Raw genomic sequence first — 15,899 nt, forward strand, 5'->3', positions numbered from 1 at the left:
GATGTTGGATATTGTAAAGTTAGCTCTTCGGATTACTCATTCGCACTTAGATGATGAGATTACAGATTTAATTGAAGCGGCCCGGCATGACTTAATGTTGTCGGGCGTTTCTAGTTTAAAAACAAATGACGATGCTGATCCATTAATTAAGCGTGCAATTATCACTTATACGAAAGCTAATTTCATTCCAGATTTAAAGGAAGCAGTTCGTTTTCAATCATCTTATGACATGCTTAAAAATCATCTCACTTTAGCAGGTGATTACAAATGAACGATATTTTATTATTTCCAGTTTCAACTACTACTAAAGATGAATTAGGACAAGTGGAAGTATCAGAAGACTTTACAAGACAAGTATTTTGTGAGAAAAAAAGTGTTTCTCAAAATGAGTTTTTCCAAGCTGGTCAAAATGGATTTAAGCCTAAATGTGTATTAATTGTTTACACATTGGATTACCAAGAAGAACAAAAAGTAAAGTATCGTGAAAAGGAATATAGTATTTATCGCACATATGAAAGAGATGATGAAAAGATTGAGCTATATTGTGAGGTGAAAACTGGTGGCTAATATTGACGATTTATCAAGTGAGATTGCTAGAGAATTACAAAGGTATACAAATGTGATTGAGGAAGATATGGAAGGTGCAAAGGAAGAAGTAGCAAAGAATCTTGTAGATGAATTAAGACAAAAAAGTCCTAAGAAAACAGGTAAGTATAGTAAAGGGTGGCGTAAGAAAAAGGATGGTAATGCAATTATTGTTCACAATGCTTTAAAGCCACAGCTTACGCACTTATTAGAGAAAGGTCATGTAAAGGCAAGTGGTGGACGTGTTCCAGCTCAAGTTCATATTGCTCCGGCTGAAGAACATGCGATTAATGACTTTGTTGAGCGTGTTGAAAGGGCGATTCAACAATGACATTAGGTGAATTCAAAAAAATCCTTGATGCTACAGGTTATCCTGTGGCTTATTCGCATTTCACCGAAACACCAGGTAATCCTGTGCCAGCGCCACCTTATATTTGTTACTTTGTAGATGGTTCTCCTAATATGCCAGCTGATAACAAAGTCTATCACAAAATAAATGATGTAAATATTGAGCTTTATACAATTAAAAAAGATTTAGTTGCTGAAGCCAAATTAGAAAAAGTCCTAGACGATCATGATATTCCTTATGAATCGTATGGGACTTTTATTGAATCTGAGAAATTATTTCAAAAAATATATGAAACGAGGTTGATGTAAATGAATGAAAACAAGGTAACATTCGGTTTAAAAAATGTACATTACGTGCCATTAGATATTAAGGATTTCTTAGTTACATTCGGGACGCCAATTCCATTACCTGGTGGAGTCGAACTAACTTTTGAGCCACGCGGTGATTTAATTGAATTCTATGCAGATGACATGCTTTATTACGCGGCAAGTAATAACCAAGGTTACGACGGAGCATTAAATATTGCTACTATCCCAGAAAAATTTGCTATTGATGCACTTGGTGAGGAATTAGACGAAACGGATGGTGTATTAAATGAATTGGCTGATGCAAAAGGGAAACCATTCGCATTATTATTTGAGTTTGATGGTGATGTGAACGCAACCCGTCATGTTATGTATAACTGTTCAGCAAGTCGTCCAACGATTGCATCTAAAACAAAAACAAGTTCTGCTGAACCAAATACAAATGAACTGAAGTTTGTTTCTAGCCCAATTATTTTAGCACCAGGCGGAAGACCAATGGTTAAAACGAAAACAACTGCTAAAACAGAACAAGCAATTTATAACGACTGGTACAAAAAAGTTTACAAAAAAGTGGTAACACCCTAACGTTCCCCAGGGATTGATTAGTTCCGATTTAACTGATACCACTGCTCGGTTAAGTTGGAACTAAATCATAGGGGATTAATCACTATACTTAAACTATTAAGGAGAATCATATGGAAACGACAATTACAATAGACGGAAAACAGGTCCGATTAAAAAGCACAGCCGGAACTCCTATTAGATATAAAGCTCAATTCGGAAAAGACATGTTCGCTGATATGTTTAGTTTACAAGCCTTTATGCCACTCTTAAATGGGAAAGTTGATGAAATGGATTTTAGTAAACTAGATTTCGATGTTATCTATAATCTTGTGTGGGCATACGCAAAAACAGCTGATGAATCCATCCCAAGTCCACTCACATGGTTAGATGGATTCGGTGCATTCCCTATTTATGAAATTGTGGAAGAAATTCAAGACATGCTTATGAAATCAATACAAACTTCAAAAAAAAAATAACTGAAAACGATAGAAAGCAAGGAGCGAAAGGTGAAGGAATTACAACCGAAACGTTCCTTGCTCTTTGTTATAAACACAAACTAACACATGCTGATTTAGAGATGATGACGATTGGTGGTTGCTTGGATTATATTGACGAATTTATCGAAATGAGTAATCCACAAAAAGAAGCGGTAAGAAAAGCAAATCAATCTGACTATGATTCTTTCTAATAAATGAGGTGAAAATATGGCAGGAAGAATTAAAGGGATTACGGTTGAGATTTCGGGAAATACCGTTGGTTTACAAAATGCCTTAAAAGATGTCAATAAACGTAGTAATGATTTAACTAAGGAATTGAAAGACGTTGAACGTTTATTAAAATTTAACCCCGGTAATGTTGAAGCTTTGGCGCAAAAACAGCAACTATTAACTCAGCGTATTGAAGCAACAACTGAAAAATTGAATCAATTAAAGACAGCGGAACAACAGGTTCAATCACAATTTGAACGAGGAGATATTTCCGCTGAACAATATCGGGCGTTTAGGCGTGAACTTGAATATACAGAAGGTTCTTTGGGAGGATTACAAAACCAACTAAAGAACATGAAAGATGAGGAAGAAAGGGTTGCTCGTTCCACTCGTGAATTGAATGTTGTTTTTGATGCGACAGGTACAAGTATAAATGATTTTTCAGAGATATTAGGTGGGCGATTAACATCAGCAATTCGACAAGGCACAGCTACATCCTCACAATTAGATGAAGCAATTGAACGAATTGGACGTGCAGCTTTGGGCACTGATGGTGATTTAGAACGTTTCAGAACGACTTTACGAAGTGTTCACGATGGGGCGGACTTAGAAAAAATAAGCAGAGAACTAGATGATATTGCAAACGAAGCACGTCAAGCTGAGCGAGCGGTAGATGAATTTGGATCAGGGATGGAAAGTTTAGCAGGTGCATTAGTAGCAGGTGGCGGAATAGCAAAAGCTATTGAGGAAGCTTTAAATGTTTCGAATTTAAATACTAAGATCGAAATTTCGATGGAAGTACCAGAGGCATCAAAGCAATCTGTTAAAGATGCAATTCGCACTGTGGAAGCATATGGTGTAGATGCAGAATCATCCCTCGAAGGCGTGCGGAGACAATGGGCATTAAATAAGAATGTAAGTGATGAGGCTAATGCTGCTGTTGTTAAAGGTGCAGCAGCTATCACCTCGGCTTATGGCGATATAGACTTTACTGAATTAATCCAAGAAACAAATGAAATTGCAAATGAATTAGGTATAACTAATGATAATGCTCTCGGATTAACAAATGCTCTTTTAAAAATCGGATTTCCTCCTGAGCAATTAGATATTATAGCTGAGTATGGAGGACAGCTAACGCGGGCTGGCTACAATGCTGAAGAAGTCCAGGCTATTATGGAAGCAGGGGTTGAAACTGGTACATGGAATTAGATTATAGTTCCCTTGTATGGCGACATACAATGAAAAACTCCTTTAATTCAGTGAAACTCTCAAAAGAGACAATACTGAGCGAAGCCTTTTTATTAAGGAACGTGCAACGACTAGTCAAAAGACGTAGGATGTAAGTAAATGACATCCGAAACGGGGAGCAACTCAAGTAGTTGAAGATATAGTCTAATCTATACGGTGACGTATAGCAGTTCATAAGAGAACGGGCGTGACGTTGCGAATCACGTTGAATATAAATGATTGATAATCTCTTAGATGGCTTGAAAGAAGGGCGTATTAAAGCCGCTGAGTTTGGTCAAGGTGTCGATAAGGCTATGAAGGAAGCCCTTGAAGGTACTAAAATTTCTGCTGAACAGTTAGAAAAATGGGGGAAATCTGTAGCAAAAGGCGGTAAAGAAGGTTCTGCCGCTATGACAGAAATTGCTAAGGCGTTAGTTGAGATTGAAGATGAAACGAAGCGAAATGAAATTGGAGTAAAGCTCTTTGGGACGATTTATGAAGACCAAGGACAAAATATCACTAACACATTGATAGGTGCTCAAGAAAAAGTTATAGATTTTGGAAAGAACCAGGATCAACTAAATGAATCAATTAAAAAAATGGATGCAAGTCCAGCGGTTAAAATGCAAAAAGCAATGGCTGATTTAAAGAAAGCACTCGAGCCTGTTTTAATAATTATAGCGGAGGTTATATCTGCAATTGCAACATGGGCTTCTGAAAACCCAAAACTCGCTTCTACTATTGTGGCTATTAGTGTAGCGTTGGGCGTAGTAGTAGGCGCTATCGCAGCGTTGGCACCTGGATTCGTAGCTCTTTCTGGTGCGATTGCCGGTGCAGGAGGTGCAGCTGCATTATTCGGTGGAGCTTTAGCTGTTATTACAGGACCTATTGGATTAGCAGTTGGGGCAATTGCAGCATTAACAGTCGGTGGAGTTGCTCTCTACAATCATTTTAAACAGTCATCTATAGAGGTTGAGTTGTTCGGTGATAAAGTGTCTGAATCTACTCAAAAAGCTGTGGGCGGTTTTTTAGAACTTGATGAAAAAGCAACTGTCGCTTTAAATCAATTAGCTTGGAGTGGTCAAACTGTAACGGGCGAGATGGCAAATAATATCGTTACTACCTTCTCGCAGATGGGAGACCAAGTGTTGGTAGCAATGCAAGAAGATCACGCGGCACAATTAGCAACTATACAATCATTTTTTGATTCCAGTGCAGCAATTACGGATGCGGAAGAAGCAGAAATACTAGCTAAAATGCAGACAAACCAACAGCAAGAACAACAGGTTATAACCGATGGAAAAGCGCGTATAGCTGAGATATTAAATACAGCAAAAGAACAAAACAGAGCTATAACAGATGCTGAACGAACTGAAATTAATGCGATTCAAGAACAAATGAAATTACAAGCTGTCGAGCATATGTCCGCTAATGAGAGAGAGCAAAAAGTAATCTTAGAGCGCATGAAAATGCAATCAGGCGAGATAACAGCTCAACAAGCGGCAGAAACAGTTGCTAATTCCGTTAAACAAAAAAATGCAGTTGTGAAAGAGGCGAACGATCAATACAACAAAACTATCGCTGAAATCATAAGACAACGAGACGAGACTGGTACTATTTCAGGTGAACAAGCAACAAAGTTAATCCAAGAAGCAGAAAAACAGAAGAATGAAACTGTTAACAAAGCTGAAGACATGCATAACAAAGTTGTTAGAGAAGCGCAAAACCAGGCGAAAGAACATGTTAGAGAAGTTGACTGGGAAACTGGTGAAGTACTTTCGAAATGGGATATGTTCAAAAAAGATTTTGGTGCAGCATTAGATATCATTGGAACTGTTTCGTCTGCAAAATGGAAAAGCGTAAAAAAAGATGCTTTGGATATTTGGGACCAAACTGTAAACGGTTTTAAAGATGGAATTGATAAAATTAAAGGCTTCTTTTCGGGATTAGATTTAAGTTTACCAGATATAAAAATGCCTAAAATGCCAAAATTTAAAATTACTGGCGGATTCGATCTTAATACAAGGTCTGTCCCTAGTGTCGACTGGTATGACAAGGGAGGTATTTTCACTGGTCCACAAGTTATCGGTGTAGGTGAAAAACGCCCTGAGTTTGTAGGGGCTTTAGAAGACTTAGAAGTGATAGTAAAAAAAGCAATGCTAGATGTCTCAAACCAGAACACTAGAACAAATGCTATCGATGTATCACCTTTGACGATTGGTAATGAAATGATGCAATCTACAGGGGGATTTCCAGTGCAAAGCGGAGGTTTAGTAATTGAAGTACCTGTTATCTTAGAAGGTAGAGATGTGGCACGAGGGACTTATAAATACACAACGGAATATCAAGATAGAGAAGCAAACAGAAACTCAGCCTTTTAGGTTTGGGTTTCTTTTATTTTATAAAGAAATGAGGTGTCAAAATGACTTCTTTTACATTTAACAAAGGACGTAAAGATTTTGTTCAAATAGAAAAAGGATGGAAAAGACCGACTTGGGCGCCATTGAAGAGGAATTTATTAAGTGTTCCAGGTTATCCAGGAGCGAGATTATTAAATACCCAAACCGATATACGTGTACTTTCCATTCCAGTTGGAATTATTGTTCCTGATGGATCTAATTTAGAAAAATTGAAAGAAGAAATCGCAGATTGGCTTATAACAGAACAACCTGTTGAGCTTATTTTCGATGTAGAGCCAAACAGAACATATCTAGCTGTTGTGGACGAGGGGTTTGATCCAGATGAATTCGTCATCCTTGGTAAAGGCGTTCTTAAATTCATTTGTCCTATGCCTTATAAATTAGGACCAACTCGAACGGTAGAATTTCAAATGGATGGTCGAGGGTTTATAGCTAATGTTCAAAATAAAGGTAGTGTAGCATCTAATCCCATTTTTGAAATTGAAGTAACGAAACCTTCCACATTTCTTGATATATGGAATGGAACGAATTACTTTCGCATTGGATATCCACTTAAAGCTGATCAAGTTCCTGTTGAAAGGAATCAGCGTGTATTGTGGGATGAAATGTCCACAACCGTAGGATGGACAAATGTAGCCAAAACAGAGGATATGACTGGCGGTGGTGAATTTAAGTTAGATGGATATCGCCTTGTACCACTTCATTTCGGAACGGAAGGCACAAAAGGATGGCATGGTGTTATCGCTAAAAAGAATATTCCACAAGGACCATTACAGGATTTCATTATGCAAGCATATGTTGGAGTAAGAAGTTTGCACTGGGACCAAATGGGACGCGTAGAAATCGGGCTTCTTGATGAAAATAGTGATTATGTTGCTCGTATATCTATGAGTGACGTGCAATGGGAAGCGGAACAGAATAGTGGATTTGCTTCTGTTGGAAATCGAAAGAAGCCAGGTGGTCAAGTATTTATTAACGAAACAGGCGACCATCCTAATACCTGGAATCAATATCGTGGTCGATTGTGGTTAGCGAGAACAGGGAATAGATGGGAAGCTTATATTTCAAGGTTTAAAGATGGTACGGAAATTGATGATTCAGAACGCTTTGTCGTGTGGATAGATGAAAATAATGTAAACATGACTAAAATTGCACAGGTTCAAATTAGTATATGTCAATTCTCGAATAATATGTTCTGTCAAAACATGTCTATTGATGATTTGAAAATATGGAAAGTCAATATGAATACACAAGATAATCCACCATATATTTTCGATGTTGGAGATAAAGTAGTCATTAATACAGAGAGAAGTCTTGTCACGATAAATGGTAAGAGTGCTATTAATCTAAAAGATATATTTAGTGATTATCCCGTTATTCATAAGGGGTTGAATAAACTAGAAATAATGCCTTCAACTGTCGGAACAGCCAAAGCAACGTACAGGGAGCGATTTAGATGAAGACACCAAGCGGAATTTTACATGTTGTTGATTTTAAGACAAGTCAAATCGTTTCCAATATACAACCAAAAGATTATTGGGATGATAAACGACATTGGGAGATAAAAAATAACATTGATACATTAGAGTTTAGAGTATTTGATAATACAGACCATGCAGCTACACTCATGCAGCAAAATTTGGTTTTAAAAGAGGTAAGGGATGGACGGATTGTTCCGTATGTCATTACTGAAACTGAAAAAAATTCAGACGATAGATCCATTATTGCTTATGCATCTGGTGAATGGATTCAACTTGCGAAAACTGGCATTATTAATCCGCAGAAGATTGAAGGTAGAACAGTCAATGAATTTATCGATATGGCTCTTGTGGGTACGAAGTGGAAAAGAGGAAAAACCGAATACGCTGGCTTCCACACGATGACAATTGATGAGTTTATAGATCCATTGAAATTTTTAAAAGATATTGCTTCCTTGTTTGAGTTAGAAATACAATATCGTGCTGAAGTGGTCGGCTCTCAAATTGTCGGTCGTTATGTGGATATGGTTAAGAAGCGAGGGCGTGTTGCTGGTAAAGAGGTAACTCTTGGTAAAGACCTGATGGGAATTAAACGTGTCGAAAACTCTCAAAACATCTGTACAGCTTTATTGGGGTTCGTAAAAAAAGAAGGTGGGGACTTTATAACCATCTCTAGTATTAATAATGGAGTTCCTTATCTCGTAGATAATGATGCATTTCAGCGATGGAATGAGCGTGGTCAACATAAATTCGGCTTTTATACTCCAGAAACAGAAGAAGATATAACACCGCAACGCCTTTTGACACTCATGAAAACAGAACTTGCAAAACGTGTAAATACATCTTATTCATATGATGTTCAAGCACAAAGTATAGGGCGTGTATTTGGGCTAGCTCATGAGCTGATTAATGAAGGAGATACAATTCGAATTAAAGATACAGGGTTCACGCCTAAATTGTATCTAGAAGCTCGTGTTATTGCTGGTGATGAATCATTTACTAATCCTACACAAGATAAATACGTTTTCGGAGATTATCGCGAAATTGTGGATGCTAACGAAGAATTAAGGAAGTTATACAATAAAATTCTTGCTTCATTAGGAGATAAACAAGAATTATTAGACAGGCTGGATGAACTTGTTAAAGAAACGACTGAAACAGCTAACAATGCTCAAAAAGAATCTGAAGCCGCAAAGAAACTTGCTGAAAAAGTACAAGAAAACATAAAGAACTATCAAACGACTATCATTGAAAGTAAAACAGCGCCGACCACAGGGTTAGAAGCTGGTAAAACAATATGGCGTGATATTAGTAATGGTAAGCCTGGTGTTTTAAAGGTATGGAATGGAACAGGCTGGGAGCTTCTTATTCCTGATGTAGAATCCGTTAAAAAAGAAACCCTGGATCAAGTGAATAAAGATATTGCAGCTACAAAAAAAGAATTAAATAAAAAAGTGGAAGATGCTCAAAAGGAAGTATCAGGGCAATATAACAAAGTAACGGAAAGCCTTCAAGAAGTCACGAGAACTATTGCCAATGTACAAAATGCACAGGGTGAAATAGATAAAACAGTTACTAAAATGAAACAGACCAACGAAGGTTTTACTAAATCCATTGAATCATTAACGAAAAAAAACGGTGAAATCACTGAAAAATTAACTACAGTAGAAGAGACTGCTGAAGGTACAAAAAAGACGCTTATTAAAGTGCAAGAAACAACTAATGACCTAAAAAAAACAACAACTGAAATCACGGAGAAAGCAGGAACGATTAATGAGAAGTTAGAGAGTATAGAAGCGAAAGTTGATAATACAACAATCGATGGTGAGAACTACATTATCAATTCATCCGCAAAAAATGAACGTCCTGCAATGTACGATGATAAAGGTGTAATAATTAATAAAGCAACTTCATGGGATGGTACGGATTACCTGGGGATAACATGCTCTGATTATACAGATTCGTTTTACCAAATTGGTAATTCCACAAATAACTCTTTGCGTGATTTTGATGTTAACACTGACATAACTTTAAGCCTTGATATGCAAAATGATATGAACGGCGTTGATTTAATTATTTTCCAATTTATCAATAATGCATGGAATGAAACAATGCTAATCAAGAAAATTGATGCAACTACCGGTTGGAAACGTTTTTCATATACATTCAAACTAGACGCAAATGCAAAGGGTTGGTTTATCCGGATCAGATTCCCACGCGTAGCAGCTTCTAACAATAAAAACATACGCTTTAAGAAAGTTAAGTTAGAAAAAGCCAATATCGCTACTGCATGGTCACGTTCTAGATATGATCTTACTTCAAATTATGAATTTACCAAGAAGACAACTGAAATTACAAAAAGTGTGGAAGGTATTACAGAGAGCATTAAAAAAGTAGAAAAGACACAAGGTGATTTCAGTGAACGTGTTAATACAGTAGAAAAGAATGCGGAAGGAACGACAGCAAGTGTTGAGAAATTACAAGAAACACAAACTAAGCAAGGGAAAACACTAACTCAAGCTACTACAACGTTAGAACAACATTCTGAATCATTGAAAATGCAATTGAAAATGAAAGATGTTGAGGATTATGTAGGTGGGCTTGGATCTATCAACGAGATTCGTGACGCTGGCTTTACTCAAGGGAATAAATACTGGGAGTTCCCAGCGGGTCACGGAGTTAACACCAGTCTAAAATACAAAGGATACAATTCATTCTCAATGATAACTACTGGTCAAACTGCTGATAAATGGTGGGGATTAGGTGGGCAAATGCTCAACTGTCAGCCAGGAGAAGATGTTGTTATATCTGCTTTCTTCAATACAGATAATGTAGCTACTGTCGACCAGGGTTGTTTTATCGAAATTGAGTGGTTTAACGCTAGTAGAGGTAGAATTTCTACGGCTAGAACTAAGGTCGATTTAAAAAATCATAATTGGATTAAAACTGTTTATACAGCTAAAGCTCCCGCTAATACGGCGCTTGTGAGATTCAGAACCTACCTAGCTAGAAACGGTAGAGCGTTTGTATGTATGCCTATGTTACAACGCGGTACTGTAGCGACAGAGTTTTGGTTACATCCAAAAGATCAAACTGATGTTGACAAAATGATAGCAGATATCGCTGATAGAATAGCAACTGAGGATTACAATAAAAAAGTAACGGACATTGAGAGGGAAATGAAAGTTACAGCAGACGGCATTGAATTAACATCGCAGAAACAAGAAAAGTTTATAAATGAGACTTATGCCGCTTATGTAAAAGACATGGGTTCTAAACTTAAGGTTCTTGATGAAGGGATCCTTGCAGAAGTTAAAAAAGGGAATATCATCGCAGCTATTAACTTTTCATCAGAAAAATTAGTAATTGATGTTGCAAAGGTAAATATCAATGCAGATACAATGGTGAAATGGTTAACAGCAAAAGGTATTGATACGAATGTCATTAACGTTAATGGTGATAAAATAACCATTGATAAAAATGGTGTAACCGTTAAAATGCTAGACTTTCTATTCCAAGACGAATGGGGAACAAAAACAACTGCGGTATCAAGACGAAACTTAATAGCAGATCCCGATTTTTCTAGTGTTGGAAAGAAAAACATAGGACATGCAGATTACTATGGATTTGAAGGTGGTTATGGTCTTTCGTGGAAGTCACAGGGCAATGTAGTTATAGAGAAAAATACATCTGTATTTGATTACGAACAAATGGTTAATGCAGCAAGGGTAGACATGTACAACTATCCAGAAGCAGTAGTTAACAATGGAATACATCCTGGAAATGAATATACTGTATCTGCTCACTTTAGGACATCTATGATAAATGGTGTACGTAAAACAGCAAAACCACGATTACATGTATGTTGTGTAAAATTTAGAGATAATGTGTCTTATGACATCTGGAACGAGCAAAAAATGGACTTTCCTGATCCATCTACATTTTATGGAGAGATTAGGAGATATTCATATACTTTCAAAGTACCAACAAACTATAAGCCACAAGAGCATGCGTTGATTATTAAAGTGTGTTCTGCAAATGGACAAATAAGTGCAGGAGCAGCAATTTGTGTATCAGGTGTAACACTATACAGCGGTAAATATGCATCTATGTATAACTGGGATCGTGCAGCAGCAGAAAGAGCCGCTGGTCTTCAACCGTTTAATTCGATTGCTGTAGGTAGTGTAAACAACAACATAGGTCCAGCACCTGATGGACAAACGTTTGATATATCAACAGAAAAAGATGTTAAGTTTTTTACTAATATACGAGCTGTACAAGGTGTAAATCTTGGTGGGAATGCATTTCAAGGCTGGGGGCATATTCGTTTTACAGACGGCAATCTTGGCCCTGGTTTTTATGTGAGCAGTGCGAATGGCTGGAAATTCAATGCCCTTGGATAAAAAAGGAGAGATATAGATGAATAAGTATGACATTCAAATGATGCCACTTCAAGCAGGTGAAAGCTTTCCTTTTATGGGTAGGCTGGTAGATGCAACAAGAACTGATACAGGAATCTCCGTCCAAATACCTGCTGATATGTTAAAAAATGCTGGCATTCCTGAAGGTGCTAGTAAGGTCGAGGTGTGGAGAGAAATGTCTGATGGGACAATCTGTTTCAGAATTGCAACAAGATGTGAGTTGTGTGGCCGTGGTTCGCGTCTGTATGAATTAGACATGGGGTTCGCAAAGAAAAATATTTGTGCGGATGATTATTTCAAACTTACAGGAAAAAATCCGCCGCAAGAAACTCAAATAACTGAAAATACAAAACCAATAGAGCAGCCATAAGCTGTTTTTTATTTTGCACAAAATACGGCTTTTATAACACAAGAGGGGCGAACATCGTCTCTCTTTTTATTTTGAAAGGAGCTGAACAAATGCAAGAAATCCAAGATTTAAAGCAAGAGATACAACAAATTAAATCGGATCAAAAAGATATGCAGCACGATATTCGCAAATTAGAAACACGTACTACTGTAAACGAAAAAGACATTGTGAATATAAACAAGCAACTTGAAAAAATAAGCGCCAATACTACCTGGATTCTCCGCATCATTATTGGTGCAATCGCAACAGCACTTATCGGCTTACTATTGAAGGGAGGTGGTATGTAATGTTTGAAATCACTGTAATGATTGGAATTGTCGTTGGTCTTTCACAGATTGCAAAAACAATTGGATTACAAACAAAATATGTTCCGTTATTGAATTTAACGCTTGGCATTGTGCTAGGCGTTTTATTTTTGGACGGAGATATCAAAGCAAATTTATTTCAAGGAATCATCATTGGACTGTCAGCAAGTGGATTATTTGACCACACAAAAATTATGAAAAAGGATGCTGATGCTAAATGAAAAAGACAATGAAACATGTTACCCCATTTCTTATGATTCTAGTACTTGTTGTTTCTTTCACAACAGGGGCTTTTGCTGATAGAACGCTTATTATTCCAGATTTACCAAAACAGCCATACCGTTATGGTGTCGGTGCTTATGAGGGCGTTGTGGCGCATAGTACAGCGACTCCAGAAGCTCCGGCTATTAATATTCAAAAGTATGAGTCTCGTACATGGCGCAACGCATTCGTTCATTATGCAGTCGATTGGAACGAAACAATTCAGATTGCGGATACAAATTATATTGCTTATGGGGGCGGACCTGGTGCAAATAAACGATTTGTACATGTAGAGCTTTGCGAAACAGCTGACTATGATAAATTCAAACGCAGCTATGATAAATATGTAAAGTTACTAGCCAAAATCCTACGTGACCGTGGATTATCTGTAGAAAAAGGATTATGGACTCACTACGATGTAACAAAGTACCTTGGCGGTACAGACCACGAAGACCCACTTGATTACTTACGTAGCCATGGCGTTTCTGAAGCTCAATTTAGAGCAGATGTGCAACGTGCATACAAGAATTCTAGTGTAGAAGTTTCTGTTCCTGAAAAGCCATCTAAGCCAGCAGAAGTTCCAACTGCTGTAACAGACGGTATTGCTTATATTGAAGGAAACAACGTTAACTTACGTAAAGGACCAGGTACAAGCTATTCTAAAATTCGTCAGCTAAACAAACCAGAATCATATGTTGTGTGGGCTGAAAAAGACGGTTGGTTAAACCTTGGTGGAGAACAATGGATTAAAAATGATCCATCTTATGTGAAGTTTAATAAGAAAAGTACAGTGGATTCATCTATTGTAGGGAAACGCGTTGTTTCAAAAGTTAACAACCTACGTTTCTATGATGCTCCATCTTGGCAGAATAAAGATGTTGTAGGTACCGTTGATGCAGGATTAGGGTTTACAATTATTGATAAAGTATCAGTGAATGGTTCACCGCAATATAAAGTGAAAAACTCAAAAAGCAATGTCTTCTATATTACAGCTAGTCCGACATATATTGAGGTAAGATAAAAATTAAAAGCCGACTCTAATTAGTTAGAATCGGCTTTTTTGTGAGAAAAAATGTCTTTGTTGATTTTATTGAAATCAATTGATAAAGGTAATTTGGTATTTAAGGCTTTTGTATCGAAATATTTGTAGTTCATAATAAGTGCTCCATTGAGTTTTTCATTTTCTTCTGAATAACGAAGGAAAATATTCGGTTCAATTTCATCTTCATAGGATATCTCTGGGGGTCCGATAAAAAGATATAAAATGTCGAAATCGGAATCGTAGTTATATCTTAATGAATTATTATGTGCTCCGTTTTGGGCGTACATAATATGCCCCTCCTTCCGTTGATTGTGAAACTCTCGATTGAGCAATAGTTGTAACTACATGACCTACGTCATCTTTATCATATTCTACAATGACTCTTAGATATTTTAATTTATTTGTAGTTGATAATTCAACTACATCTATAAATCGGTATCTTTCTTTTCCATCGGGAGTTATCTGATCAGGATAAATGTATTTAGGATCTTCTATAACCTCTTTTACTACTTCTTCTTGATTTAGTAATTCGACCCTTTCCGGGTGATCTCCTCCTGTAATATGATTATCCCAAGTTGAAGCCTTTAAATGTACCTTTTTTCCTAATGGATCTCTTGTTGAAAATTTATAATCGGTATCTGAATGTGACGTTTTCTTCTCCATTTTATCCACCTACAGAAATTATGTTATTGTTGTGATTTAGTTGGAATTGTGCCATGTTTTTGTTCGTATTCTTCGACACATTCCACAAGAACTTTTGAAAATGCTTTTGTGTGTTCAGGACTCATCATAAGAGTACTAATTTCTATGTCGCCTGTAGGATTTGATTGTTCAAAAGTTAATGTGAAATTATAGATGTTAGTATTAACGCTTACGCTATTACTATATTCAAATACCCTAGGTTTGCTTTGGGATTCTGTATCAAGTTTTTCTACTACTTCTGCTACTTCTACTTCTACTACATTTTTAGTCATTATATTATACCTCACTTTTCATTTTTGTGTTTTTACATATTTTGAATTCATTACAAAATATGTAAAAACAACACTTCACTGAATAATATTAATGTAATTGTAACTAAAAAATATAAAGTTTTATTGGGGGTTATTTACATTGGTTTTCAGTGTAAAATTCATCATTTTAAAGTTATATATTGATATAGTAACAATATGTTTGTTAAAATACAGTCGAAATTTGTCGAATGAAAAAAGTATCTAGCTTTTTATATGATAATTAACGATTTTGATACTAAAGAAGCGTTGATTCATTTTAATCAAGAAGAGGTTATCAATACCTTGAAATATATGGAAAATTTAGGTTGTTATTGTTGAAACTTAAATGTAATGGTGCAGAAAGAAAAAGTGAAGCCGATTAAAGAAATGCCTCGAGATTGGTTATATTTCAAAGAGGATATTTTAAAAAGTAAAGAACAAATGAGGAAGTAGCCCCGGATTAAAGGGTTACTTTTTTTTAATTTCAAGGGATATTATGACAAAAACCTATTGATTCAAATAAATAGCTATGGTATAATTATATATGTAAGGGAGGTGAGAAACATGGATTGGGACTTAATAGAAAAGATTCTTCGGAATCTAGCTTACATAGTAGGCATGGGGGTAGGAATTACAACCGCAAAGAAAAACATAAACGATATGAAAGATAGAAAGGAGAAGAAAAATCAAGAAGAAATAGAAAAACGCCTAGCCCGCAAGACTAGACGAAAGAACTAACAACACGGGGGAAGAAGTTCCCCCAACCTTAAAAAATATTATAACATGATTACAAAATTACACAAAATCCAATCCATGTAAAAATGAAGTTAGATC

The 15,899-nt window shown here is 36.5% G+C and carries 16 protein-coding genes and 3 pseudogenes; 16 read left to right on the forward strand and 3 right to left on the reverse strand.

All coding sequences use genetic code 11. From position 1 onward, the window contains the following. Position 1: 1 nt before the first annotated feature. The 14 genes and pseudogenes from MKX77_RS02465 to MKX77_RS02530 all read left to right on the forward strand — a co-directional run bounded on the left by MKX77_RS02465 (position 2) and on the right by MKX77_RS02530 (position 14,052). Positions 2-271 carry a head-tail connector protein gene (locus tag MKX77_RS02465; RefSeq protein ID WP_341305739.1) on the forward strand — a complete coding sequence of 90 codons (270 nt, stop codon included), beginning with the start codon at positions 2-4 and terminating at the stop codon, positions 269-271. Beyond that, entirely contained in the window at positions 268-567 is a 300-nt protein-coding gene (locus MKX77_RS02470) for a phage head closure protein (protein WP_341305740.1), read from the forward strand. The genes MKX77_RS02465 and MKX77_RS02470 overlap by 4 nt, the downstream gene beginning before the upstream one ends. Further along, the gene (locus MKX77_RS02475) at positions 560-916 is read left to right on the forward strand and encodes an HK97 gp10 family phage protein (RefSeq protein ID WP_341305741.1); all 357 of its coding nucleotides are present in this window, start codon (positions 560-562) and stop codon (positions 914-916) included. The genes MKX77_RS02470 and MKX77_RS02475 overlap by 8 nt, the downstream gene beginning before the upstream one ends. Continuing rightward, entirely contained in the window at positions 913-1,242 is a 330-nt protein-coding gene (locus tag MKX77_RS02480; protein ID WP_341305742.1) for a hypothetical protein, read from the forward strand. The genes MKX77_RS02475 and MKX77_RS02480 overlap by 4 nt, the downstream gene beginning before the upstream one ends. Then, entirely contained in the window at positions 1,243-1,824 is a 582-nt protein-coding gene (locus tag MKX77_RS02485) for a major tail protein (RefSeq protein WP_341305743.1), read from the forward strand. A 110-nt stretch (positions 1,825-1,934) separates the two neighbouring features. Further along, on the forward strand, positions 1,935-2,279 hold the full coding sequence (locus MKX77_RS02490) for a hypothetical protein (RefSeq protein ID WP_341305744.1): 345 nt from the start codon (positions 1,935-1,937) through the stop codon (positions 2,277-2,279). A 228-nt stretch (positions 2,280-2,507) separates the two neighbouring features. Then, positions 2,508-3,716 (forward strand): annotated as a pseudogene (locus MKX77_RS02495) (DUF2207 domain-containing protein); the annotation flags it as partial. Positions 3,717-3,976: 260 nt separating this feature from the next. After that, positions 3,977-6,118 (forward strand): annotated as a pseudogene (locus tag MKX77_RS30595) (hypothetical protein); the annotation flags it as partial. Between the two features lie 41 nt (positions 6,119-6,159). Next, positions 6,160-7,617: a distal tail protein Dit gene (locus MKX77_RS02505; protein ID WP_341305745.1), complete on the forward strand. Its 1,458-nt coding sequence runs from the start codon at positions 6,160-6,162 to the stop codon at positions 7,615-7,617. After that, positions 7,614-12,038 (forward strand): phage tail spike protein, encoded by a 4,425-nt coding sequence (locus tag MKX77_RS02510; RefSeq protein ID WP_341305746.1) that lies wholly within the window; start codon positions 7,614-7,616, stop codon positions 12,036-12,038. The genes MKX77_RS02505 and MKX77_RS02510 overlap by 4 nt, the downstream gene beginning before the upstream one ends. Positions 12,039-12,054: 16 nt before the next feature. Continuing rightward, a complete protein-coding gene (locus MKX77_RS02515; protein WP_341305747.1) occupies positions 12,055-12,426 on the forward strand; it encodes a hypothetical protein in 372 nt (123 codons plus the stop codon). Positions 12,427-12,515: 89 nt separating this feature from the next. Next, positions 12,516-12,752 (forward strand): hemolysin XhlA family protein, encoded by a 237-nt coding sequence (locus MKX77_RS02520; RefSeq protein WP_098768177.1) that lies wholly within the window; start codon positions 12,516-12,518, stop codon positions 12,750-12,752. Then, positions 12,752-12,991, forward strand: a complete 240-nt coding sequence (locus tag MKX77_RS02525) for a holin (protein ID WP_341305748.1) — start codon at positions 12,752-12,754, stop codon at positions 12,989-12,991. Before MKX77_RS02520 ends, MKX77_RS02525 begins: the two co-directional genes overlap by 1 nt. Further along, positions 12,988-14,052, forward strand: coding sequence for an N-acetylmuramoyl-L-alanine amidase (locus tag MKX77_RS02530; RefSeq protein WP_341305749.1), 1,065 nt, complete (start codon positions 12,988-12,990; stop codon positions 14,050-14,052). The genes MKX77_RS02525 and MKX77_RS02530 overlap by 4 nt, the downstream gene beginning before the upstream one ends. Positions 14,053-14,072: 20 nt before the next feature. On the opposite strand, the gene MKX77_RS02535 is transcribed toward MKX77_RS02530, so the two are convergent. The 3 genes from MKX77_RS02535 to MKX77_RS02545 are packed head-to-tail and all read right to left on the reverse strand — an operon-like array spanning position 14,073 to position 15,047. Then, the gene (locus tag MKX77_RS02535; RefSeq protein ID WP_341305750.1) at positions 14,073-14,360 is read right to left on the reverse strand and encodes a DUF2283 domain-containing protein; all 288 of its coding nucleotides are present in this window, start codon (positions 14,358-14,360) and stop codon (positions 14,073-14,075) included. Continuing rightward, on the reverse strand, positions 14,335-14,736 hold the full coding sequence (locus MKX77_RS02540; RefSeq protein ID WP_341305751.1) for a hypothetical protein: 402 nt from the start codon (positions 14,734-14,736) through the stop codon (positions 14,335-14,337). Before MKX77_RS02540 ends, MKX77_RS02535 begins: the two co-directional genes overlap by 26 nt. Before the next feature lie 23 nt (positions 14,737-14,759). Next, positions 14,760-15,047 (reverse strand): DUF3467 domain-containing protein, encoded by a 288-nt coding sequence (locus MKX77_RS02545; protein WP_341305752.1) that lies wholly within the window; start codon positions 15,045-15,047, stop codon positions 14,760-14,762. 258 nt (positions 15,048-15,305) lie between these two features. On the opposite strand from MKX77_RS02545, the pseudogene MKX77_RS02550 reads away from it, so the two are divergent. Together MKX77_RS02550 and MKX77_RS02555 are read left to right on the forward strand one after the other, a co-directional pair. Further along, positions 15,306-15,518: pseudogene (locus tag MKX77_RS02550) on the forward strand (DNA-binding protein). 111 nt (positions 15,519-15,629) lie between these two features. After that, positions 15,630-15,803, forward strand: a complete 174-nt coding sequence (locus tag MKX77_RS02555) for a hypothetical protein (protein WP_341305753.1) — start codon at positions 15,630-15,632, stop codon at positions 15,801-15,803. Positions 15,804-15,899 lie beyond the last annotated feature (96 nt).

It is taken from the genome of Bacillus sp. FSL R9-9410 (assembly GCF_038050385.1).
GTDB classification, from domain to species: domain Bacteria; phylum Bacillota; class Bacilli; order Bacillales; family Bacillaceae_G; genus Bacillus_A; species Bacillus_A cereus_U.